The 21,482-nt window shown below is 72.7% G+C and carries 17 protein-coding genes; 6 read left to right on the forward strand and 11 right to left on the reverse strand.

Features of this window, described 5'->3' with window-relative positions; translation table 11 throughout:
* Positions 1 to 117: 117 nt before the first annotated feature.
* From H4N64_RS00800 to H4N64_RS00810, 3 genes are all read right to left on the reverse strand, one after another.
* On the reverse strand, positions 118 to 1,095 hold the full coding sequence (locus H4N64_RS00800; protein ID WP_186279887.1) for a BadF/BadG/BcrA/BcrD ATPase family protein: 978 nt from the start codon (positions 1,093 to 1,095) through the stop codon (positions 118 to 120).
* Positions 1,092 to 1,769 (reverse strand): uracil-DNA glycosylase, encoded by a 678-nt coding sequence (locus H4N64_RS00805; RefSeq protein WP_186279889.1) that lies wholly within the window; start codon positions 1,767 to 1,769, stop codon positions 1,092 to 1,094. The genes H4N64_RS00800 and H4N64_RS00805 overlap by 4 nt, the downstream gene beginning before the upstream one ends.
* Before the next feature lie 73 nt (positions 1,770 to 1,842).
* Positions 1,843 to 2,928, reverse strand: a complete 1,086-nt coding sequence (locus H4N64_RS00810) for a WD40/YVTN/BNR-like repeat-containing protein (RefSeq protein WP_186279891.1) — start codon at positions 2,926 to 2,928, stop codon at positions 1,843 to 1,845.
* A 268-nt stretch (positions 2,929 to 3,196) separates the two neighbouring features.
* On the opposite strand from H4N64_RS00810, the gene H4N64_RS00815 reads away from it, so the two are divergent.
* Positions 3,197 to 3,760, forward strand: coding sequence for an Rv1733c family protein (locus H4N64_RS00815; RefSeq protein WP_186279893.1), 564 nt, complete (start codon positions 3,197 to 3,199; stop codon positions 3,758 to 3,760).
* Between the two features lie 8 nt (positions 3,761 to 3,768).
* Here the strand turns inward: H4N64_RS00815 and H4N64_RS00820 are convergent, their stop codons facing one another.
* Together H4N64_RS00820 and H4N64_RS00825 are read right to left on the reverse strand one after the other, a co-directional pair.
* Positions 3,769 to 5,724 (reverse strand): HEAT repeat domain-containing protein, encoded by a 1,956-nt coding sequence (locus H4N64_RS00820; protein WP_186279895.1) that lies wholly within the window; start codon positions 5,722 to 5,724, stop codon positions 3,769 to 3,771.
* A 93-nt stretch (positions 5,725 to 5,817) separates the two neighbouring features.
* On the reverse strand, positions 5,818 to 7,482 hold the full coding sequence (locus H4N64_RS00825) for an acyl-CoA dehydrogenase family protein (protein WP_186279897.1): 1,665 nt from the start codon (positions 7,480 to 7,482) through the stop codon (positions 5,818 to 5,820).
* 75 nt (positions 7,483 to 7,557) lie between these two features.
* On the opposite strand from H4N64_RS00825, the gene H4N64_RS00830 reads away from it, so the two are divergent.
* The gene (locus tag H4N64_RS00830; protein WP_186279899.1) at positions 7,558 to 8,316 is read left to right on the forward strand and encodes a PaaX family transcriptional regulator C-terminal domain-containing protein; all 759 of its coding nucleotides are present in this window, start codon (positions 7,558 to 7,560) and stop codon (positions 8,314 to 8,316) included.
* Positions 8,317 to 8,379: 63 nt separating this feature from the next.
* On the opposite strand, the gene H4N64_RS00835 is transcribed toward H4N64_RS00830, so the two are convergent.
* Positions 8,380 to 9,153 (reverse strand): pectate lyase, encoded by a 774-nt coding sequence (locus H4N64_RS00835; protein WP_186279901.1) that lies wholly within the window; start codon positions 9,151 to 9,153, stop codon positions 8,380 to 8,382.
* Positions 9,154 to 9,486: 333 nt separating this feature from the next.
* Here H4N64_RS00835 and H4N64_RS00840 point away from each other — a divergent pair, with 333 nt between their 5' ends.
* The 3 genes from H4N64_RS00840 to H4N64_RS00850 all read left to right on the forward strand — a co-directional run bounded on the left by H4N64_RS00840 (position 9,487) and on the right by H4N64_RS00850 (position 15,673).
* A complete protein-coding gene (locus H4N64_RS00840; protein WP_186279903.1) occupies positions 9,487 to 10,779 on the forward strand; it encodes an extracellular catalytic domain type 1 short-chain-length polyhydroxyalkanoate depolymerase in 1,293 nt (430 codons plus the stop codon).
* 146 nt (positions 10,780 to 10,925) lie between these two features.
* Complete coding sequence (locus H4N64_RS00845) at positions 10,926 to 11,390, forward strand: hypothetical protein (RefSeq protein ID WP_186279904.1); 465 nt, start codon at positions 10,926 to 10,928, stop codon at positions 11,388 to 11,390.
* An 8-nt stretch (positions 11,391 to 11,398) separates the two neighbouring features.
* On the forward strand, positions 11,399 to 15,673 hold the full coding sequence (locus H4N64_RS00850; RefSeq protein ID WP_186279906.1) for a cation-translocating P-type ATPase: 4,275 nt from the start codon (positions 11,399 to 11,401) through the stop codon (positions 15,671 to 15,673).
* Here H4N64_RS00850 and H4N64_RS00855 read toward each other — a convergent pair.
* Entirely contained in the window at positions 15,670 to 16,998 is a 1,329-nt protein-coding gene (locus H4N64_RS00855; protein WP_186279908.1) for a nucleobase:cation symporter-2 family protein, read from the reverse strand. The genes H4N64_RS00850 and H4N64_RS00855 overlap by 4 nt on opposite strands.
* A 133-nt stretch (positions 16,999 to 17,131) precedes the next feature.
* Entirely contained in the window at positions 17,132 to 18,475 is a 1,344-nt protein-coding gene (locus H4N64_RS00860; RefSeq protein ID WP_186279910.1) for an FAD-dependent oxidoreductase, read from the reverse strand.
* Positions 18,476 to 18,674: 199 nt separating this feature from the next.
* Between H4N64_RS00860 and H4N64_RS00865 the strand changes: the two genes are divergently transcribed.
* Complete coding sequence (locus H4N64_RS00865; protein ID WP_186279912.1) at positions 18,675 to 19,154, forward strand: DUF6214 family protein; 480 nt, start codon at positions 18,675 to 18,677, stop codon at positions 19,152 to 19,154.
* Positions 19,155 to 19,164: 10 nt separating this feature from the next.
* Here H4N64_RS00865 and H4N64_RS00870 read toward each other — a convergent pair whose 3' ends face one another.
* The 3 genes from H4N64_RS00870 to H4N64_RS00880 form a co-directional block, all read right to left on the reverse strand.
* Positions 19,165 to 19,833 carry a TetR/AcrR family transcriptional regulator gene (locus H4N64_RS00870; protein WP_186279914.1) on the reverse strand — a complete coding sequence of 223 codons (669 nt, stop codon included), beginning with the start codon at positions 19,831 to 19,833 and terminating at the stop codon, positions 19,165 to 19,167.
* A 158-nt stretch (positions 19,834 to 19,991) separates the two neighbouring features.
* Positions 19,992 to 20,714 carry an HAD family hydrolase gene (locus H4N64_RS00875; protein WP_186279916.1) on the reverse strand — a complete coding sequence of 241 codons (723 nt, stop codon included), beginning with the start codon at positions 20,712 to 20,714 and terminating at the stop codon, positions 19,992 to 19,994.
* Between the two features lie 9 nt (positions 20,715 to 20,723).
* Entirely contained in the window at positions 20,724 to 21,446 is a 723-nt protein-coding gene (locus tag H4N64_RS00880; protein WP_186279918.1) for a phosphatase PAP2 family protein, read from the reverse strand.
* Positions 21,447 to 21,482 lie beyond the last annotated feature (36 nt).

A 21,482-nucleotide genomic window follows, 5' to 3' on the forward strand; every position in this document is an offset into this window, starting at 1 on the left:
GCGACGCATGTTACTGGCTTCCTGGGCTCCCCTGTTCGGGGAGGGTGCAGGTGAGCGGTTTCCGTCCGGTTTTGTCTGATGAGTTACGCGCGTTGCGGAACCGGACGGCGTAGGCGATCAGTCCGCCTTGTCGGTGACCACGTAGAGCATCGCCCCATCCCTCGGCAGAGTGAGCGTCCCCGACGCCAGCTCCGTCGCGATCCGGAAAGCCCCGTGCAGCGGGCTCCCTTCGGCCGCCACCCGCCGGGCGTGCGGCAGGCGCCGCGACAACTCCGCTTCCAGGGGTACGAGAAGGGGGTCCCCCATCTTGAACAGTCCGCCGGTGAGCGCGACTTGGGGCTCCCCCTCGGCCGGGCAGACGGCGGCCGCGGACTCGGCCATGTGCCGGGCGGCGTCCCGCAGGATGCCCGCCGCCACCGGGTCGCCCGCGGCGCAGGCGGCCACCTCAGGTGCGAAGGAGGCGAGGACGGCGGGGCGGTCGGGCCGCGGGTACAGCTGTCCTGGCAGTCCGGGCAGCGGGCCGAACAGCTTCTCGGCGCGGGCCAGCAGGCCGCTCGAACCACCGGGGCGACCGTCGTAGGCCCGCAGCGCCGCCTCCAGCCCCGCCCTGCCGATCCAGGCCCCGCCGCCGCAGTCGCCGAGCAGATGCCCCCAGCCGTCGGCCCGACGCCAGTGCGTCAGGTCGGTGCCGATGGCGATCAGGCCCGTACCGGCGGCGAGGACGGCACCGGGCCGGGGCCCCAGGGCGCCGGTGTAGGCGGTGACGGCATCGGCGACCAGCGCGACCCTGCGGATCCCGAACTCCCGCGCCAGCGCGGCCGGCAGCTCCGCGCGCAGTGCGTCCCCCAGGGTGGCGAGGCCCGCGGCCCCGATCGCGGCGGCGCGCACCTGCGCGAGCCGGGCCTCGGCGGTCGACTCCCGCACCAGGGGCACCAGTTGTTCCATGAGGTGCCCGGCGTCGATCCCGCGCTCTCCGGTGCGCACCGGCTCGCGGGACTCCCGCTGGGCCAGTACGCCCCGTTCGACGGTGCCGACGACGACCCGCAGCCCGGAGCCCCCGGAGTCGACGGCGAGGAGTCCGCGGGCCTCGGTCACGGCAGGCGCCAGTCCACCGGCTGACCCCCCTGCCTGATCAGCAGGTCGTTGGCCCGGCTGAACGGCCGCGAGCCGAAGAAGCCGCGGTCGGCCGACATGGGGGAGGGGTGGGCGGACTCCACCGACGGCAGGGAGCCGAGCAGCGGGCGCAGATTGCGGGCGTCACGGCCCCACAGGATGGACACCAGCGGCTTGCCGCGCGCGGCAAGTGCCCGTATCGCCTGCTCGGTGACCTCCTCCCACCCCTTGCCGCGATGCGCGGCCGGCTTGCGCGGGGCCGTGGTCAGCGCCCTGTTGAGCAGCAGCACGCCCTGTTGCGTCCATGGCGTCAGATCGCCGTTGGACGGCTGCGGCAGCCCGAGGTCGGTGTGGAGCTCGCGGTAGATGTTGATGAGGCTGCCGGGCAGCGGTCGCACCTCGGGTGCGACCGAGAACGACAGTCCCACCGCGTGTCCCGGGGTCGGATACGGGTCCTGTCCGACGATCAGGACCCGCACTTCGTCGAAGGGCTGCTGGAAGGCCCGCAGCACATTCGGTCCGGCGGGCAGATAGGTGCGTCCCGCGGCGATCTCCGCGCGCAGGAAGTCGCCCATCTCGGCGATCCGTCCGGCGACGGGTTCCAGGGCCTTCGCCCAGCCCGGTTCGACGATCTCATGCAAGGGTCGTGGTGCCACGGGCGTCACCCTACTGCCGTACACACAGCGGCGATCAACCGGTGGCCAAGGCCCGGACGTAACCCGGTGCGGCTCATCCGACCACCGCCGCGCGCACGCACAGCACGTCCGGCAGATGCGAGGCCAACTGCCGCCAGCTGTCGCCGTCGTCGGAGGAGGCGTACACCTCGCCGTTGCGGTTGCCGAAGTACACGCCGGCCGGGTCCGCGTCGTCGGTGCACAGGGCGTCGCGCAGCACCGTGCCGAAGTGGTCCTCCTGCGGCAGCCCCGCCGACAGCGCCTCCCAGGTCTTGCCCGCGTCCGCCGTACGGAAGACCCGGCACCTGCGTCCCGCGGGCACCCGGTCGGCGTCGGCGTTGATCGGGAACACGTACGCCGTGTCACCGCGGTGCGGATGGGCGGCCGCGGCGAAGCCGAAGGTGGACGGCAGCCCCTCGCCGATGTCCGTCCAGGTCGCGCCGGCGTCGTCGCTGCGGTACACCCCCCAGTGGTTCTGCAGATACAGCCGGTCCAAGTTCGCCGCGTCGCGCGTCACCTTGTGCACGCACTGGCCGAACTCCGGGTTGGGATCGGGCAGGAACACCGCGGAGACACCGGAGTTGGAGGGCACCCAGCTCGCGCCGCCGTCCGAGGTGCGGAACACGCCCGCGGTCGACACCGCCACCGTCACCGACCGCGGGTCACGCTTGTCGGTCAGCACCGTGTGCAGCCCCTCTCCGCCGCCGCCCGGCACCCACTGGGAGCGGGTGGGGTGCTCCCACAGCGGGCGGACCAGCTCGAAGCTCTCGCCGCGGTCCTCCGAGCGGTACAGCGCGGCCGGTTCCGTGCCCGCGTAGACCACGTCCGGCTCGGCCGCCGCCGGGTGCAGCTGCCACACCCGCTCCAGCGAAGCCCCCGTGTCCTTGGGGAACTTGACGGCCGGCTGGGGCGGTTCGGTCCAGGTGCGGCCCAGGTCGTCGGAGTGGAACACCGACGGGCCCCAGTGCGCGCTGTCCCCGCCGGCCAGCAGGCGCGGGCTCTCCCCGCGGGTGTCGATGGCGACCGAGTACACGGCCTGTGCGTTGAAGTAGGGGCTCTGGTCGAACTCCCAGGCGTCACCCCGCTTCCGCCCGATGAACAGGCCCTTGCGTGTGCCCACGGTGAGCAGTACCTCGGTCATGCCGATCACCTTCCGCGACGTCTTTGTCTCAGACAGGGGCCAGTCTGCACCCCGCCACTGACAGCCACCTCTGGAAACGGCTTCGTCGCAGGTCAGGGCGGCGATGATAGCCCGCGGCCCGGGCGGGTGGGGCGGTTTCCCAAAGACGCGGGTGCGGGTTTCGGGCGCGTGCGACGGTCGGGGACCGGCAGATGTCGTGAGCATCGGGACGCCGTCCGTCGTATGGGAGGGCGGTCCGGTCGGTGTGCGCATGAGGAGGAACCCCGCGATGGCGCTGCGAGGTCCGAGGGTGTGGCTGTGGCGCTGGCGGCGCAATCCGCTCAAGCGCACCGCCGACGCGGTGGAGTCCTGGGTGCTGCTCGGGGCCTGGGCGGTCACCGTCCTCGTGGGCGTGACCGTCGGGTTGGCGACGGCCGGTTCCGTCGAGCGGGGGTTGGCCCGGGAGCGCGCCGAGTGGCGTCCCGTGCAGGCCCGGCTGACCGATCAGGCGCCCGATGTCTCCAACGGCGAGCAGATGTGGGCGAAGGTGGGCTGGACGGCCCCGGACGGCACCCACCGCACGGGACAGGCCCGGGTCCGCCCGGGCAGCGAGGCGGGGGCCGCGGTCACCATCTGGACGGACCGCACGGGCCGCCTGGTCACCGAGCCCGCCACCCCCACCCAGGCCCGATTGCGCGCCGCCCTCTCCGGGGGACTGGTGGGGGCGAGCGCGGCGATCGTGCCATTCGTGGGCGGCCGGATGGTGCGCGGACGCCTGGAACGGCGGCGGATCGATCAGTGGGGTGCCGAGTGGGCCCGGTTCGGGCCGCTGTGGCGACGGACGACGGGGTGAGTGAGCCCCTACAGGCGCACCAGCACCTCCCGGCACAGCCTCAGCAGTTCCTCGTCGTGCGGAATGTCATGGCTGCCGTAACCGTCGGAGTGGGCCGTGTGGCGCCGGGGCGCGGTGAGTTCCGACTCCACGAGATCCCGTAGCGGCGCGCCTGCCGGACCCATGGTGAGCAGACACACGGCGATCGAGCGGCGCAGGTGCGGCCTCTGCTCCCACGAGGAGCGCAGCACGGGATCAAGCGCTTCCGCCTCGCCGCCGATCTGCCACAGGGCGCAGGCCGCCGAAGCCCGTCGCTCCGCCCGCCCTGCGGACTCGGTCGCCCGGCGCAGCTCCGGCAGCGCGGCACGGGCCGCCTGCCCCATCCGCCCCAACGCCTCCACGGCCACGCCCCACCGACGGGAGTCCGGGTGCGCCAACTCCCCGAGCAGGACGGGCAGTACGGCCGAGACGTCCCCCTCGATCGACCACAGGGCGGCCGCCGCGGGGACGGCGAACTCGGTGTCCAGCAGCCGCGACAGCGCCGGTATCGCCTCCCGCGCGGCGGATCCCCACGCGCCGAGCGCCGGGACCGCGTACTCGACGACCCCGCCCTCCAGCAGCCGCAGCGCCTCGGGCACCGCCTCCGAGTCCCCCAGCACCGTCAGCGCCCGCAGCAGCGGCGCCGCCCGTGTCGGCGTCTCGGGATCGTCGAGGGCGAGGGAGCCCAGACGGCGCCGCAGCGCCGGTGCCAGCGGTGCCGCGTCGGCGCCCAGCCAGGAGAGCTCATGGCCCAGGCCGTCCGGCACCACGGCCCCGGCCAGCACCTCGCCCAGTACCGGCACGGCCCGTGGATCCCCGCACCTGACCAGCGCCCTGAGCGGATCACCCAGCGTCGGCGAGCCGCGCTCCCACTGCCGCACCCACAGCTCGGGACGGGCCGTCACCAGCGCGTGCAGATCGTCGGCGGCCGGAGCGGCGAGCCCGAAGAGCTGCTTCAGCGCGGACACCGCCGCATCCCGCAACCGGTCCTCCTGCGCGGACAGTTGCGCCCCGATCAGCGCGACCGGCTCGCTGAAGTCGGCCCGCCAGGTACGGAACAGTCCGCCGGACATCCACACCGCGTTGCACCGATCCGCCCAGTCCGGGCTGCTCAACTGCCCGACCAGCAGGGCGATCCGGTCGGCGGTCCGGCCGTCGAGCGCGTTGTGGAGGGTGCGCAGCAGTTGGGAGCCCTCCTCGTCGGACGGCCGCAGGCGGCGCAGACGTCCGACGAGCGTGTCGGTGAGCGGGCGGGCGCACATCGCCTCCCGGCGGGCCCGCCGTTCGGACCGCTCCCGCAGCAGTCGGACGGCGGTGGGAACCAGGTCGGCGGGTATCCGGTCGGGCGCGCACCCGGCGAGTTCGCCGAGCGCGGCCAGCCGCAGCTCCGGCCCGTACGGCAGCGCGGCCTGTGCTGCCAGGAGGTCCACCGCGGCGTCGGCGTGCGCGGGGTTCCTCCGGGCGAACAGTCCCAGGCTCTCGGTGAGGGCGAGCAGGACCGGGTCGTCCCGCTCCACCCTGATCCGCTCCCGTAACAGGTCCAGCACGCGCGCCGGTGGGTCCAGGAACCGCACGAGCGCGTCGGCAGCCGTCCGGCGCACCCCGGGATCCGGGTCGCCGGCGAGCCGGCCGAAGACCTCGGCGCCGGCCCGTACGGCCGACGGACCGTCGCCTTCCCCGCCGATGCTGACCAGCAGCTCCACGACGGCGCCCCGGTCCGGCAGATCCGGGCGCGCCGCCAGCGCGAACAGGAACGGAACGCAGGCGAGCGTCGAGTCGTACACGTCTCCCTGGTGGTGCACGGTGCCGTACAGACCGTCGAGCGCGATCTCACGCTCGGCGGGGTCCGTCGAGGCCAGGCCTCTCAGCAGTGCGGGCACGTCCTCGGCGCTGCCGTACGCATGTCGCATCGAGGCCCAGTCGACCTCGTCGATCCCCGTGAACACGTAGTCCTCCCCAGGCAAGTGCCACCTGGTTCGGAGTGTGCACCACAGCACTGACAACGGGGCGGAATCGGGAGGTGACTGTGTGCGATCCGGTCAGTGCGGTGCGGGCAGGGCCCGGTCCAGGATGCCGCCCAGGTCCGCGCCGTCGGGCAGGGTGCCGAAAGCGTGGCCCCAGTCGCCGCCCAGGCGGGTCGCGCAGAACGCGTCGGCGACCGCGGCCGGGGCGTGCCGGACCAGCAGGGACGCCTGGAGCGCCACCGCCATCAGCTCCACCAGGCGCCGGGCGCCGGTCTGCGAGGCCTTGGGCAGCATGACCTTCAGCCGGGTCACGGCCGCGTCGAGACGGGCGTCCGCCCCCTGGGCCAGGGCGAGTTCATCGAACAGGGCCTCGGCCGCGCCCTGCTCCTTGCCGAGCGCCCGCAGCACGTCGAGGGCGTTGACATTGCCCGAGCCCTCCCAGATCGACAGCAGGGGAGCCTCGCGGTAGTGGCGCGGCATGCCCGACTCCTCGACGTAGCCGTTGCCGCCGAGGCATTCCAGGGCCTCCGCGGTGAAGGCAGGACCCCGCTTGGTGACCCAGTACTTGCCGACGGCGGTGGCGATCCGCCGGAACGCCGCCTCGGCGCCTGATCCGTCGTCTCCGCGCACCGCCCGGTCGGCCGCTCCCGCCAGCCGCAGGGTGAGCGTCGTGGCGGCCTCGGACTCCAGCGCGAGGTCGGCCAGAACATTGCGCATCAGCGGCTGATCGAGCAGCCGCGCGCCGAACGCGCTGCGGTGCCGGGCGTGGTGCCCGGCCTCCACCAGCGTCTTGCGCATCAGTGCCGCCGACATCATCACGCAGTCCAGACGTGTGCAGTTGACCATCTCGATGATGGTCTTCACGCCCCGGCCCTCGGGACCGACCAGCCAGGCGACGGTCCCGTCGAACTCCGGCTCGCAGGAGGCGTTGGAGCGGTTGCCCAGCTTCTCCTTCAGGCGCTGGATACGGAAGGTGTTGCGGGTGCCGTCGGGCAGGATCCGCGGCACCAGGAAGCAGGACAGACCGCCCGGCGCATGCGCCAGCACCAGGAAGACGTCGCACATGGGCGCCGAGGTGAACCACTTGTGGCCGCGCAGGGTGTACACGCCCGGTTCGGCGGTGGGCGCGGCCGTGGTGGTGTTGGTCCGGACATCGGAGCCGCCCTGCTTCTCGGTCATCCCCATGCCCGCGAGCAGACCCCGCTTCTCGCTCGGCACGCGCAGCCCCGGGTCGTACTCCCTGCTGGTCAGGAGGGGTTCGTAGATCTTGGCGAGGTCCGGCTGGGCGCGCAGCGTGGGGACGGCGGCGTACGTCATCGACGTGGGGCAGCCGTGTCCGGCGTCGGTGTGCCCCCACACCAGACCGCCCGCGGTACGGGCGACATGGGCGCCCTTCCGGTCGTCGGCCCAGGGCGCCGCGGCCAGACCCTCGGCGACCGCCACCCGCATCAGGTCGTGCCAGCTCGGGTGGAAGTCGACCTCATCGACGCGATGGCCGTACCGGTCGTGCGTGCGCAGCTCGGGCTCACGCCGGTTGGCCTGGTCGCTCCACTCCTGGGCCGCGACACCGCCGGCCTCGCGGCCGAGCCGCCGGATGTCGTCCTCGGCCCACCCGGCGCCCTCGCGCCGCAGTCCTTCGAAGAGGGCCGCGTCCTCGGAGGCGTCGTAAGGGGCCAGGGGAGGGGGTTGGTTGGTGACGTCGTGCGTGGCGTACGGCTCGTGCTCGGGTGTCAGGACCATGCGGTGAGTGTTGCACTTCGGCTACAGCCGCAGCAATAGTGCAACATGAAGATCGGCGCCGTACAGTACGTGCTCATGCGGACGAACGAGACGGCGGAGGCGGGAGAACTCGCCCTGCGCCCACTGTCCGCCCGCTCGGTCGTCCTGAGCCTGCTGCTCGGCAGTCATCCGCCCGAGTTGCCGGTGAAGGATCTCGTGCGCGGCGTGGAGCCCTTCGGGGTGGGGGCTTCCACGGTGCGGGCCGCGCTCAGCCGGATGGTGGCCGCCGGGGATCTGCACCGCGCGGACACCGTCTACCGGCTCAGCGACCGGCTGCTGGAGCGCCAGCGCCGCCAGGACGAGGCTGTGTGTCCCCGCACGCGCGCGTGGGGCGGTGACTGGGAGATGGTCGTGATCACCGCGACCGGCCGCGGCGCCGCCGAACGCGCCGAACTGCGCACCCGGCTGACCGCCCTGCGGCTGGCCGAACTCCGCGAGGGCGTCTGGCTGCGCCCCGCCAACCTGCCCCGCCCCCTGCCGGCCGACCTCGACCCGGTGAGCCGGCACTACACCGCACGACCGGCCGCCCCCGCGCGCGAGTTGGCGGAGACTCTGTGGCCACTGGACGCCTGGGCCGCGTCAGCCCGGGCGCTGCTCGCGCACATCGCCGAGGCGGACCGCCCCGCCGACCGGTTCACGGCCTTCGCCGCCGTCGTACGCCATCTGCTGGCCGATCCGGTGCTGCCGCCCGAACTCCTGCCTGCCGACTGGCCGGGGGCGCCGCTGCGCGCCGCCTACACCGGCTACCAGCGCGAGGTGACCGAGCAGGTACGCGCGCGTGCCGGGCGGGAATGACACGGCGGCCGTGCGAAGCGCCGTGCGGGGACGCTTCGTACGGCCGCCTTCACCGCGGGGGGATCAGCGGTAGGTGATGTCGGAGGCCGAGTACAGACAGTTGGTGCTGTCTGGGCCCGTGCCGACCGCGGTGTTGTTGTTGTACTTCTGGCAGGGGATGACCTTGCGGCTCGCGTCGTTGAGGATCGTGATGCCGCGCAGGGTCGCCACGTCGTTCCGGTTGACGTTGATGCCGACCAGGCGCGCGGTGGTCCCTGTGCCGGTCACCTCGATGTTGCTGAGGTTGACCTTGCGCGTGTACTGCGTGGAGCAGTCGCCGCAGGAGCGGTAGAGCGTCTTGAACTCGCTGACCGCGAAGTTGGAGATGTTCACCGTGCCGGGACCGTTGTGCTGGAAGACCTTATCCGCCGCCTTCTTCGCGCCGCCGCCGGTCACCGTGTAGGTGGAGCCGCCCCGGAAGGTCGCCGCGTCCTCGCCGACGTCCTCCCACCAGACGTTCTGCAGGGTGCAGTTGCCCTCGCAGTGGATGCCGTCGGCGCCGGGCGCGCCGATGATGACGTTCTTCAGCGTCGCGCCGGCCGCGAGCCGGAAGATCGGGTCCTGGCCTTCTTCCTGGCCGTCGCCGGCCAGGTCGCCGCTGCCGTAGTACCGCTTCATCCCGCCGTCGACCGTGCCGGACACGGGGATGGTGGCGCTCACCGGCCGGCTGCTGGTGGGGGTCGGCCAGGTGGCGGCGTGCGCCGCCGGAGCCGTTCCTGTCGTGGTCATGCCAACCGTGACGCCGAGTGAGGCGAGCCCGCCGATCAGGGCGCGACGCCTGGTGTGCCGTGAAGTCATGTCCCGATGCCTTCTTCTGAGTGGGGGTCAGATCTGTCGGCTCTTGTCGTGAACGGAGTTCGTGATTCTGAACACCATCCATGAACTGTGCGACCGATTGCGCCCGTTGGGGCGCCGGTCGGTCGCACTGTTGAACGGAAGGTAGAGGGTAAGCGCTTTCTGGTCAACGCTTCACGCGCGACAGTTTCGGCCGCCGTGGTCGGCGGGCCGAGCGAATTCGTTCGAAGCGTGGGAGCGCTTCTATGGCGGCCATGTGCATGCCACGATGCCCTGCCCAGACGTACCGCACTCGCCGATCCACGTCCACGAGCCGCCACCAGAAGGGACAAGGACGTGCCCACCCCCACCAGAAGATCGCTGACGTTGGTAGCTCGCCTTGCGGCGCTCGCCGCCCTGTTCGTCACCACACCCGCCGCCCGCGCCGGGACCACCGACGTCGTCCCCGCCGCGACGCTCACCGAGGTGACGAACTTCGGCACCAACCCGAGCAACCTCCAGATGTACGTGTATGTCCCGGACACCGTGACCGACCGTCCCGCGGTTCTGGTCGCCGTGCACTACTGCACCGGATCCGGCCCGGCCATGTACTCCGGCACCGAGTACGCCTCGCTCGCCGACCGCTACGGGTTCATCGTGATCTACCCGTCGGTCACCCGCGCCGGCAAGTGCTTCGGCGTCGCCTCCCCGCAGTCCCTGACCAGAGGCGGCGGCAGCGACCCGGTGGGCATCAAGTCCATGGTCGACTGGGTCACCGGCACCTACGACGCCGACACCTCGCGGATCTACGCCACCGGCATCTCCTCCGGCGCGATGATGACCAACCTTCTGCTCGGCGTTTATCCCGATGTCTTCAAGGCGGGCGCAGCCTTCGCGGGCGTCCCGTTCGGCTGCTTCGCCACCACCGACGGCTCCGAGTGGAACAGCGCCTGCGCGAACGGCACGATCACCCGCACCCCGCAGGCCTGGGGCGACCTCGTCCGGTCCGCGTACCCCGGCTACACCGGCCCCCGGCCGCGTATGCAGCTCTGGCACGGCACCGAGGACGACGTGCTGCGCTACCCCAACTTCGGGGAGGAGATCAAGCAGTGGACGAACGTGCTCGGCCTCGGCCAGACCCCGGCCGCCACCGACACGCCCCAGTCCGGCTGGACCCGCACCCGCTACGGCGGCACCGGTGACCAGGCCCCCGTCGAGGCGATCAGCCTCCAGGGCGTCGGCCACAGCCTCTACAGCTACGGCGTCATGGGCCCGCTCGCCATCGCCTTCTTCGGCCTCGACGACGACGGCCCCGCACCGCAGCCCCCGGCCGGCCCCTGCAAGGTGAGCGTCACCACCAATGCCTGGAACACCGGCCTGACCGGCTCCGTGACGATCACCAACACCGGCTCGACAACCGTGAACGGCTGGAAGCTGGGCTTCACCCTGCCCACGGGGCAGACCATCACCAACGGCTGGAACGCCACGTACACCCCGGCCTCCGGGGCGGTCACGGCGACGAACGCCTCGTACAACGGCACGATCGCGCCGAACGCGAGCGTCAGCATCGGCTATCAGGCGACCCATACGGGCAACAGCGCGGCCCCGGGCGCCTTCTCGCTGAACGGGACCGCCTGCACGGCCGGGTGAGCTCACAGCCGTCGGGGGGCGGGTCCCCCCGACGGCCGGAATCGGGCCGGCGCCTCCTTTTCGGATTCCGAATCCCGGGAACCCGCCGGATCAAGAAGAGATCCGCAGGTGTCCTGCGGAGATCGGCTCGGGAGGCGAGAAGAGTCATGGCACACGAGACATCGTCGACCACACTGCCGCAGCCGCTGCGCATGACCGTTTCGGCGCTCGGCAAGGTGCCGGGCGCGGGGACCGTGGGCAAGGCGGCCGAAGGCGCGCTCGACGCGATCGGCACCGTATCGCCGCGCGGGCGGCGGATCGCGGTATACACCGGGGCCGGTCTGCTCGGCGTCGCGGGCCTGGTGGAGTGGCCCGTCGCTGTCACCGTGGCGGCCGCGGCCTGGCTGACCCAGCCGCGACCTCATGAGGAGTCGGCAACCACGAGCACGACATCCGCGCCGACCAGGAAGGCTCCGGCCAAGAAGGCGTCGGCCAGGAAGGCTCCGGCCAAGAAGGCGTCGGCCAGGAAGGCTCCGGCCAGGAAGGCCCCCGCAACCAAGAAGGCGTCGGCCAAGAAGGCCCCGTCCGGCAAGCCGTCCACCGCCCGCCGCAGCAGCCGCACCACGAGCTGAGGCTTGCCATGGGCCTGCTGACAGGACCCGCCGCCGCTGCCGGACTGGTGCTGGGCGCCCCCCGGTTGCTGGCGCGCGGAGCCGCGCCCGCCGTGGGGGCCGCCGCCGGCGCCGTGGCCGGGACGGCGCGGGCCGGGGTGAGGAGTGCTGACGCCGTTGTCAGGGTGACCCGCGTCGCCCGTAACGCGCTGCCGGGCGGCGAGGACCACTGGCGCTCGGGCAGGCGGGCGCACTTGGCACTGCGGCCCGTGTCGGACCGGGCGCGGCGGGAGGGTGGGACGGCCCCTGCCGCGCGGCGCGTGGCCAGGGCCCTCGCCGAGCATCCGGAGGTGGCGTACGCCTACTGGGACGGCGGACTGGCCCGCCTGGTGGTGGTCGCGCGCGAGGAAGCCGTCACGGACCGGGTGCTGGAGAGGGCGAGCGCCCTCGCCGAACGCCACGGACTCGGCCCGGGCGACGATTCGGTCGAGGACATCACGCACCCCGGCGACCCCGCCGGCATCCGCACCGCCGCGGCAGCGCTCCTGGCCGACGCCATCGGCACCGGTGCCGCGCTCACCACGTACGCGCTACGGCTGCCGCCCTCGCCCCGCTTCATCACCGCGGCCGTGACCCTGCTGCGCGAGAACCCCCGCTTCCGCGGCCTGCTCCGCGAGCGCTACGGCCGTTCCCGCACCGACCTGCTCCTGGCCGTCGCCAACGCCGCCGCGCACGGCGCGGGCCAGACCCCGACCTCCCTGCTGCTGGATGGCACCCTGCGCGCCTTCCAGCTCGCGGAGACCGTGGCACGGGCCGCCGCCTTCGACACCGTCCACGACCGGCTCTGCTCACCCGACCGCGTCGACGTGTCCCCGGACGTCTGTCCCCGCCCGCCCCTGCGCTCCACGCCCGCCCACGAGTACGCCAACCACGCCGAGACCGGCAGTGTGGCCGGCGCCCTCGCGACCCTGCTGGTCAAGCACGACGCCGCCGACGCCGCCGAGGCCGTCCTCGCGGGCTCGCCCAAGGCCGCCCGCTACGGGCCCGCCGCCTTCAACGCCGTCCTCGGCTGCGCCCTGGCCCGCACCGGAGTCCTCGTCCGCGACCCCGAGCGGGTACGGCGACTGGAGACCGCCCACACGCTCGTCCTGCACCCCAGCGCCCTGTGCACCGACGGCGAGGCGGGCGCGGACCCCTGGACCGAGGCCGTCCTGGACGCCGCCCGCCACGCCGGTCTGCGCGTCGTGGTCGTCGACCATCCCGCCCTGGAGGACTTCACCGCCCTCGCCGACCGCGTCGTACACCACCGTCCGCTGCCCGACGTGGTCGAGTCGCTGCGTGAGCACGGAGGCGTCGTCACGGTCGCCCGGCCGGAGTCGGCCGACGACAGCGACGTCCTGAAGGGGCTCCTGGGCTCCGACGTGGCCGTCGCGCTCGCGGACCGGGACGCGGCCGTGGTGTGGGGCGCGGACGTCGTGGCCCCGGGCGGCCTCGCCGACGTATGGCGACTGCTCACCTCCGTCCCCGCCGCCCGCAAAGTGGGCAGCAGATCGCAGACGCTGGCCAGGTCCGGTGCCGCGCTCTCCGGGCTGCTGGTGGCTATCAGCGAGTCCCGGCGCGGCCGGCGCGCCCCCGTCCCGGGGCTGCGGCACGCTCCCGTCGACCTCAGCGCAGCGTTCGCCCTGGTGTCCGGAGCGCGGGCCGCCGTCGGCGTGGCGGCGACCCGCGCTCCGCACCCCCGCGCGCGGGTGGCCTGGCACGCCCTGCGGCTCTCCGACGTACGGTCCCGGCTGCGCCGCCGGGCCGAGGGGGAGCTGTCGGTCGTGGAGCAGGCGACGACCCGCGTCCACCGGGCGGCCGATGCCGCGGGACGCGTCCCCGTGCTGGCCCCGGTCCGCTGGTCGGTGCAGCTGGCGCGGGCCGTACGCGGCGAGCTGGACGATCCGCTCACCCCGGTGCTGGCGGTCGGCTCGGCGGCCTCGGCGATCCTCGGCTCGGCGGTGGACGCGCTGCTCGTCGTCGGCGCCCTCGACCTCAACGCCCTGGTCGGCGGCGTGCAGCGGCTACGGGCCGAGCGTGCCCTGGCCGGGCTGGTGGCCGAGCAGAAACGGCGGGCCCGCCTCGCGCCGGACGGATCCGCGGACGGGGCGACGTCCCCGCGCACCGTCGACGCCGCCAAACTCATCCCCGGCCAGATCATCGAGCTCAAGGCCGACGACGTGGTCCCCGCCGACGGGCGTCTCCTCTGGGAGGACGGCCTGGAGGTCGACGAATCCGCGCTCACCGGCGAATCGCTGCCGGTCGACAAGCAGACGGCCCCCACTCCGCACGCGCCCGTGGCCGACCGCCGCTGCATGGTGTTCGAGGGCACGACCGTGGTCGCCGGCCAAGCCCGGGCCATGGTCGTGGAGACCGGTGACCGCACCGAGGCCTCCCGTGCCGTCTCCCTCGCCGCCCGCAAGCCCCCGTCGGCCGGGGTGCAGGCCCGGCTCCAGGAACTCACCGCCAAGGCCCTGCCGTTGACCATGGCGGGCGGTGCCGCGGTGACCGGACTGTCCCTGCTGCGCGGCACCCCGATCCGACAGGCGGTCAGCGGCGGCGTGGCGGTGGCGGTGGCCGCCGTTCCCGAGGGACTGCCGCTCGTCGCCACGGCCGCCCAACTGGCCGCCGCACGCCGGCTCAGCCAAAGGGGCGTCCTGGTACGGGCCCCGCGCACCCTGGAGGCCCTCGGCCGGATGGACACCCTCTGCTTCGACAAGACGGGCACCCTCACCGAGAACCGCCTCCGCCTCGTCCGCGTCACCGACGCCGAGGGCACCACCGGAAAGCCGGACGAGAAGAGGAGCGCGGACGTCCTGCGGATCGCGGCCCGCGCCTGCCCGGTCCTCGACGGTGACTCGGACCGCCCGGTGCACGCCACCGACGAGGCCGTCCTGGACGCGGCCGACAAGGACCCCGACTGGACACAGACCGGGGACCTGCCCTTCGAGGCCGCCCGCGGCTACGCCGCCGCCGTGGGCCACACCAAGGACGACGACCGCATGCTTGTGGTCAAAGGCGCCCCGGAAACCGTCCTGCCCGCCTGCCGCGACCTGCCCGACCACGCCACCAAGGCCGCCCAGACCCTGGCCCGCGACGGCCTGCGCGTCCTCGCGGTCGCCCGGCGCGGGCAGCGGACGGAAGACGCGGCCGTACTCGAAGAACCCCTGCGGGACCTGGAGTTCACCGGCCTGCTCGGCCTGGCCGACGTCCCGCGCGAGACTTCCCAGGCGCTGGTGCACGGGCTGCGCGAGGAAGGCGTACGGCCGGTCATGCTCACCGGCGACCATCCACAGACCGCACGCGCCATCGCCGTGGAGCTGGGCTGGCCCGAGGACACGGCCGTGGCCACCGGCGATGAACTGGCCCACGCCGACCGGTCGGAGCGGGCCCGCATGCTGCACGACGTCGGTGTCGTGGCCCGGGTCGCGCCGGAGCAGAAACTCCAGGTCGTGGAGGCGCTGCGGGACGCGGGCCGGGTGGTCGGCATGGTCGGCGACGGCGCCAATGACGCGGCCGCCATCCGCGCCGCCGACATCGGCGTCGGCATCAGCGCCCGGGGCTCGGCCGCTGCCCGCAACGCGGCCGACCTGGTGCTCACCGACGACGACCTCACCGTCCTCATCGAGGCGATCGCCGAGGGCCGCGCCCTGTGGCACAGCGTCGCCGACGCCATCGCCATCCTCATCGGCGGCAACGCGGGTGAGGTGGGCTTCGGGATCGTCGGCACGCTCCTCGCCGGGTCCGCGCCGCTGTCCACCCGGCAGATGCTGCTGGTCAACCTGTTCACGGACCTGTTCCCGGCGATGGCCGTCTCGGTCACCCCGCACCAGGACCCGAGCGACGAGGAGACCCACGACGACAAGCCCCTCGGCACTTCTCTGCTCGGCGCCCCGCTGATGGAACAGATCCGCCACCGAGCCATGACCACGACCCTGGGCGCGGTGGCCGCCTGGCTCATCGGCCGCTTCACCCCGGGCTCGGCCCGCCGCTCCACGACGATGGCCCTGTGCGCGGTGGTGGGTACCCAGCTCGCCCAGACCCTCGCCGACCGCCGCGACAGCCCCTTGGTCCGGGTCACCTCCCTCGGCTCCGCCGCCGTCCTGGTGGCCGTGGTCCAGACCCCGGGCGTCAGCCGCCTGTTCGGCTGCACTCCGCTCGGCCCGATCGCCTGGACCGGGGTGGCCGGGGCGATCGCGCTGGCGCTGGCGGGCCAGCGGGCGCTGCCGCCACTGGAGGAGATCGTACGGCGGTTGAACCGTTAGGCGACTTCCTCGCGTGCCGTCACTTCGACAGACGTCTTCGAGGGAAGGTGGTTGAACAGCAGGTTCAGCACGATCGCCGTCAGACACCCGGCGCTGATCCCGCTGTGCATCACCGTCTGGAACCAGTCGGGGAACTCGTCGTAGATCGTCGGCACACCCACCGGCAGCACACCCATCGCGACCGAAACCGCCACCACCGTCAGGTTGTTGTTGCCCTTGAAGTCGACCTGGGCCAGGGTCCTCAGGCCGCTCGCGGCCACCGTCCCGAACATCACCAGACCGGCACCGCCCAGCACCGGCGCCGGTATCGCCGCCACCACCGCGCCCAGCTTGGGCAGCAGACCGAGCAGGACGAGGATGCCGCCCGCGGCGGCGACGACCCAGCGGCTGCGCACCCGGGTCATGCCGACGAGGCCCACGTTCTGCGCGTACGCCGTGTAGGGGAAGGTGTTGAAGACGCCGCCGAGCACGGTCGACAGGCCGTCCGCGCGCAGTCCGTCGGACAGGGACCGCGAGTCGACCTTGCGGTCGGTCATCTCGCCGACCGCGATGAAGTCACCGGTCGTCTCGGTCATGCACACCAGCGCGACGACCAGCATCGACACGATCGCCGACGCCTCGAACGTCGGCGCGCCGAAGTGGAACGGCGTGCTGATCCCCACCCAGTCCGCGTCGGACACCCCGCCGAAGTCCGTGAACCCGAACGGCACGGCGACGGCGAGCCCCACGACGATGCCGACCAGCACGGCGATCCGGCTCAGGAAGACCGGCGCGAACCTCTGCACGCCCACGACCACCGCCAGCACGAACGCCGCAAGCGCGAGGTTCTTGGGCTCCCCGAAGTCCTCCGAACCGGCGCCGCCCGCGGCCCAGTTGCCCGCGACCGGCAGCAGGGAGATGCCGATGATCAGGATCACCGTGCCCGTGACGAGCGGCGGGAAGAAGCGCAACAGCCTGCCGAGCACCGGTGCCAGCAGCATGATCGCCAGCCCCGCGACGATCACCGAGCCGTAGATCGCGGGCAGTCCGCCGCCCGTCGTACCGATGATCACCATCGGTGATACGGCCGCGAAGGTGCAGCCCTGCATGATCGGCAGCCGTACGCCGAAGCGCCAGAAGCCGATGCACTGGATGAGCGTGGCGATGCCGCACACCAGGAGGTCGGCGGTGATCAGGTACGCCAGGTCCGCGGGCGGCAACTTCATCGCGCCGCCGACGATCAGCGGGACCGCGACGGCGCCCGCATACATCGCGAGGACGTGTTGGAGGCCGAAAGCGGCCAGTTGGCGGGCGGGTGGGACTTCGTCTACGGGGTGCGTGGTCATGGGCGAGACCGTAGGCCCCTTGAACAGTTTGTTGATTTCTGATGTGTTTCCGGTCCGTGTCCCGCTGCGGGCCGGTGGGGGCTGGTCGCGCCCGCGCGGCGGTAGCCGCACATCGCTTGCAGCCCCGCGCCCCTCAGCCTGCGTTTCCGTGCGCGGCAGTCAGTAGTGAACGCCAGTCCGCGAGCTTCACCACCCGCCTGCCCAGCCTCGCCCCCAGCTCCGCCTCCGCCTCTTCGATCGCCTGCCAACCCGCCCACGTCACCGGCTCGACCCCCTCCGCCCGCAGCGCCGTCAGCGGATCCTCGGGGACCTCTTTGCCCACGAGCACGGCGGCGTCCTCGATCAGCGACGTCACCGTCTCCTTCGCGCACGGGCGGTTGGTGCCGATGACCCCCGTCGGGCCCCGCTTGATCCAGCCGGCCACGTACTCGCCCGGCGTGACCACGCCGTCGCGCAGGACGCGCCCCGCCAGATTCGGCACCGTTCCGGTCGCCGGGTCGAACGGGAGGCCCTCCAGCGGCACTCCGCGATAGCCCACCGAGCGCAGCACCAACTGGGCCGGGAGCACCTCGAATCGGCCGGTTCCGGTCACTCCGCCCTGGCCGTCGGGCGCCGTCCGTTCGAAGCGGACCGCGCCCACGCGCCCTTCCTCGGCGAGGAGTTCGACAGGGCGCAGGAAGAAGCGCAGGTGGATCCGGCGGCCCGCGCCCGTCGGCGGGGTATCGGACCAGCCGCGCAGTACCTCCACGTTCCGGCGCTGGGCGCCGGGCAGGGCGGAAGGGTCGGACCAGGCCGGGTCAAGGGCGGCCTCCGCCGGGTCCACGGTGACGTCCGTGTCCGGCAGGGAGCCCAGCTCGCGCAGTTCCTTGGTGGTGAAACGGGCCTGGGAGGGGCCGCGCCGGCCCACCATGGCGATGTCGGTCACCCGGCTCGCGCCCAGCGCGGTCAGCGCCGTCTGGGGCATGTCCGTCGGGGACAGTTCCGCCGTACCCCGGGCCAGCATGCGGGTCACGTCCACCGCGACATTGCCCACGCCGATCACCACGGCCGACAGCGCGCCGCGTACAAAACCGTCGTCGACGGCGTCCGGATGGGCGCTGTACCAGGACACGAACTGGGTCGCCGACCAGCTGCCCGGCAGATCCTCGCCGGGGATCCCGAGGTGACGGTCGGTGGCGGCGCCCACGCAGTACACGACCGCGTGGTACAGCTCGCGCAGCCGGGCGGCCGGAATCCCGCCGGCGCCGATCTGCACCCCGCCGAGGAACCGCACCCGCTCGTGCTCCAGTACGGTCCGCAGGTTGTTCTGCAGGGACTTGATCTTCTCGTGGTCCGGGGCCACGCCGTACCGGACCAGGCCGTACGGGCAGGGCAGACGGTCCAGGACGTCGACGCGCACCGCGGGATCCTGCTGGACAAGACCCTGCGCGGTGTAACACCCGCTCGGCCCTGAGCCGACGACGGCGACATGCAGCACGGCGAAACTCCTCACCCGTGGGTTCTCAGGAGAGCGCTGGTGCTTCCAGCATCGCATCCGCGGTGCTGTGCTGACAGGGTGCAGGCGCGGAGTGGCCTTGCGTGTCCCTTCGATTGGAATGTGATGATGCGGTTACGTTCCGTGTGTGCTGGAAGCATCCTTTCTTAATCTTTCTGATCGTTGTCCGACGGACGGCCAGGTGTCCGTGTGGCCCGCGTGGGAAGTGCAGGAGAGCGAGGGCGTGACCTCGTGGTTCCAGGTCCGTCTCGCGTTCGCCGACGGTGCCCGGGTCGACGCGCTGGCCGTGGTGTCCGAGGGGTGCGTCTCCATCGAGGACGTACGGGCGCAGCCGGCGCTGTCCCTGCACGATCTGACGGAGCTCGCCGACTGGATCGAGGAGCCGCTGTTCGAGGCCTGCGGGGTGGCCGAGGAGCCGCGGAGCGAGGCCGACGGCGGCGAGGGGGAACCGGTCGGGTCGCGGCGTGCCCGGCCCGCCTGGCCGCGTGGCGTCGAGGGGCGGTGGCTGATCGCCCAGGAGTACCGGGCGGCTCAGGAGGAGGGGTTCGATCCCGTCCTGGCGGTGATGTGCGCGACGGGGCACAGCCGCCGCAATTCGCTCAGACTGATCTCCCAGGCGCGCGACGCGGGCTTTCTGACGCCGCGTCATGCTCGGCGCTGAACGGGAAGACTCAGGTCGGCGGATTCTCCCCGGTCGCGAAGAAGCGCGACAGGTCGGTGTCGTGCGGGCCGTCGGCCGGGGTGGCAGCGTCCGGTGGGATCCCCATCTCCCAGTCGAGCCGGTAGCGCTTGAACAGCTCGGCCCGCAGCACCGGCACGGGCATCGGCACCCCGGGGACCAACGCCGCGTAGACCGCGCCCATGAGCAGGGCGCGCAGCATCGGGTAGTCGGTGTCGACGTTCATCGAGCCGTGCCGGGCGCAGGTGTCCCGCAGCAGTTCGGCGAGACGGCGCTGTTCCGGGCACTGGACGAAGCCCTCGGCCTGGAGGATGCCGGCCATGTGCTGGCGCATCAGCACCGGCCGGTCCCGGGCCAGCCCCAGGATCGCGTCGATGGCCCTGGCCATCCGCTCCCGGCCGTCCTCGGTGCGCGGTTCCCGCTCCAGCGCCTCCTCCAGGGTGCAATGCATCAGCCGGTGCACCGCGGACTGGACGAGCTGGCGTTTTCCGGGGAAGTAGTACGAGACCAGACCGCGCGCCGAACCGGCCCGGTCCGCGATGTCGCCCAGGGTCGTGGCCTCGTAGCCGTGCTCGCTGACGAGCTCGACCGCCGCCTGAAGGAGCCGCTCCCGAGAACGCCGCCGCAGTTCTTCATTGACCGAGGCGCTTCGCGGGGACATGCTGTAACTCCTGCGTTGACTGGCTGCCAGCCAACTATACTCAGCGTGTCCGGTCAGGCTCTTCGCCGACCGGGTTCGGGTTGCCGCCTGCCTTGGGCGACGCGGGGGATCGCCCAAGGAAGGCGTGCACTCCCCTTGATGGTGGCCTGGGCGACTTCTCAGGCGCCGATCCCGGAGTCCGCGGGCGGACGGCCCTCGAGCAACTCCAGCACCGGCCGCAGTCCGTCCGGCCGTTCGGACACCGGCAGATGGTCCACGAAGTGCACCCCGCATCCCAGCGCCGCGGCACCGCCGTCCGCCCTGCGGTCGTCGCCGACCATCAGAACCTCGCGCGGATCGGCGTCGAGCTCGGCGCAGGCGGCCCGGAACAGCCGGGGGTCCGGCTTCTGGATGCCGTGTTCGAAGGACAGGACGTAGGCGTCCACATACCGGTCCAGGCCGTGCTCACGGAACACCGGCCGCAGGTCCCAGCCGATGTTGCTGACCACCCCGACCCCGACCCCGCGCTCCCGCAACGCGCCGAGCACCTCGGCCGCGTCGGGGTAGGGATCCCAGGCGGCGGGCGTCATATGGCGGTCGTAGAGCGTGTCGTGCAGCCGCTCGTCGGGGAGCGGGACGTGCCGGGACAGGCCGGTGTATGCGGCGCGGTGCAGCTCCTGGCTCTTGTCCCTGACGCCCCAGACGCTCGCGACATCCTCCGGCAGCCACGCCGGACTCCGTCCGCCCGGCAGTGCTCCCATCCGCTCCAGCGCCTCCGCGGCCTCGGTCAACTCCGGCTCGGTCAGCTCCACTTGCCGCTCGGCGAGCGCCCCGCGCAGCCAGGACTCGGCGGACTCGACACGGAAGAGGGTGCCGGAGAAGTCGAACAGGACGGCGGTCATGTTCGAACCCTACGGGGAAGACGATCGCCGACGCGGGAAGATCGGCTGAGTGTCCGGACCGTCGGACCGTCGACGGCCGTACACGATCACCGCCGCGGCCACCAGCGCGGCGCCCATCAGCCAGCCGCCGACGACGTCCGACGCCCAGTGGACGCCCAGCCACACCCGGGTCAGGCCGACGCCGACCACGGAGACCACCGCCACCGCCACGGCCGTACGCCACACCGCGCGGCCGGCGCCGTGGCGGTGCAGCAGATACAGCAGGAGGCCGCACACCACCGTGGCGGTCATGGCGTGGCCCGAGGGGAAGGCGGCGTAGTGGGCGGAGTCGACGGGGTCGGGCCAGACGGGACGGGAGCGGTCCATGGCGGCCTTCATGCCCTGCTGGAGCGCGGAGCTCAGCGCGGTGGTGACGGCCAGCCACAGGGCCGCCCAGCGCGCCGCGTGCCGCAGAAGCAGCCACAGCACCGCGACCGCGCAGAGGATGCGCATCGTCCACGGATCCCAGACCCAGTCCGTCAGGATCCGGAACGCCTGCGTCAGCCCGGACTCGTCGACCGCCCAGCGATGCGTGGTCTCGGCGATGTCGCCGTCGAGGGTCATCAGGGGGTGCCACCGGACCGCGACCAGCGCCAGCAGCAACGCGGAGCACAGCGCGAGGGCGCCGGCCCAGCGGACGGCGGGCCTTCGGTCTGACGATCGGGGCGGGGAGTCGACGGACTGGGTGTGCATACTGCGATACTCGCCGACTTCTGGGGCGCGAGGCCA

Source organism: Streptomyces cupreus, assembly GCF_014257025.1.
GTDB classification, from domain to species: domain Bacteria; phylum Actinomycetota; class Actinomycetes; order Streptomycetales; family Streptomycetaceae; genus Streptomyces; species Streptomyces cupreus.

Bases quoted from the DNA above. Each gene is read 5' to 3' on its own strand.
- H4N64_RS00810 (WP_186279891.1), bottom strand. From the start codon at position 2,928: ATGACCGAGGTACTGCTCACCGTGGGCACACGCAAGGGCCTGTTCATC.
- H4N64_RS00815 (WP_186279893.1), top strand. From the start codon at position 3,197: ATGGCGCTGCGAGGTCCGAGGGTGTGGCTGTGGCGCTGGCGGCGCAAT.
- H4N64_RS00825 (WP_186279897.1), bottom strand. From the start codon at position 7,482: ATGGTCCTGACACCCGAGCACGAGCCGTACGCCACGCACGACGTCACC.
- H4N64_RS00830 (WP_186279899.1), top strand. From the start codon at position 7,558: ATGCGGACGAACGAGACGGCGGAGGCGGGAGAACTCGCCCTGCGCCCA.
- H4N64_RS00835 (WP_186279901.1), bottom strand. From the start codon at position 9,153: ATGACTTCACGGCACACCAGGCGTCGCGCCCTGATCGGCGGGCTCGCC.
- H4N64_RS00845 (WP_186279904.1), top strand. From the start codon at position 10,926: ATGGCACACGAGACATCGTCGACCACACTGCCGCAGCCGCTGCGCATG.
- H4N64_RS00850 (WP_186279906.1), top strand. From the start codon at position 11,399: ATGGGCCTGCTGACAGGACCCGCCGCCGCTGCCGGACTGGTGCTGGGC.
- H4N64_RS00855 (WP_186279908.1), bottom strand. From the start codon at position 16,998: ATGACCACGCACCCCGTAGACGAAGTCCCACCCGCCCGCCAACTGGCC.
- H4N64_RS00870 (WP_186279914.1), bottom strand. From the start codon at position 19,833: ATGTCCCCGCGAAGCGCCTCGGTCAATGAAGAACTGCGGCGGCGTTCT.
- H4N64_RS00875 (WP_186279916.1), bottom strand. From the start codon at position 20,714: ATGACCGCCGTCCTGTTCGACTTCTCCGGCACCCTCTTCCGTGTCGAG.
- H4N64_RS00880 (WP_186279918.1), bottom strand. From the start codon at position 21,446: ATGCACACCCAGTCCGTCGACTCCCCGCCCCGATCGTCAGACCGAAGG.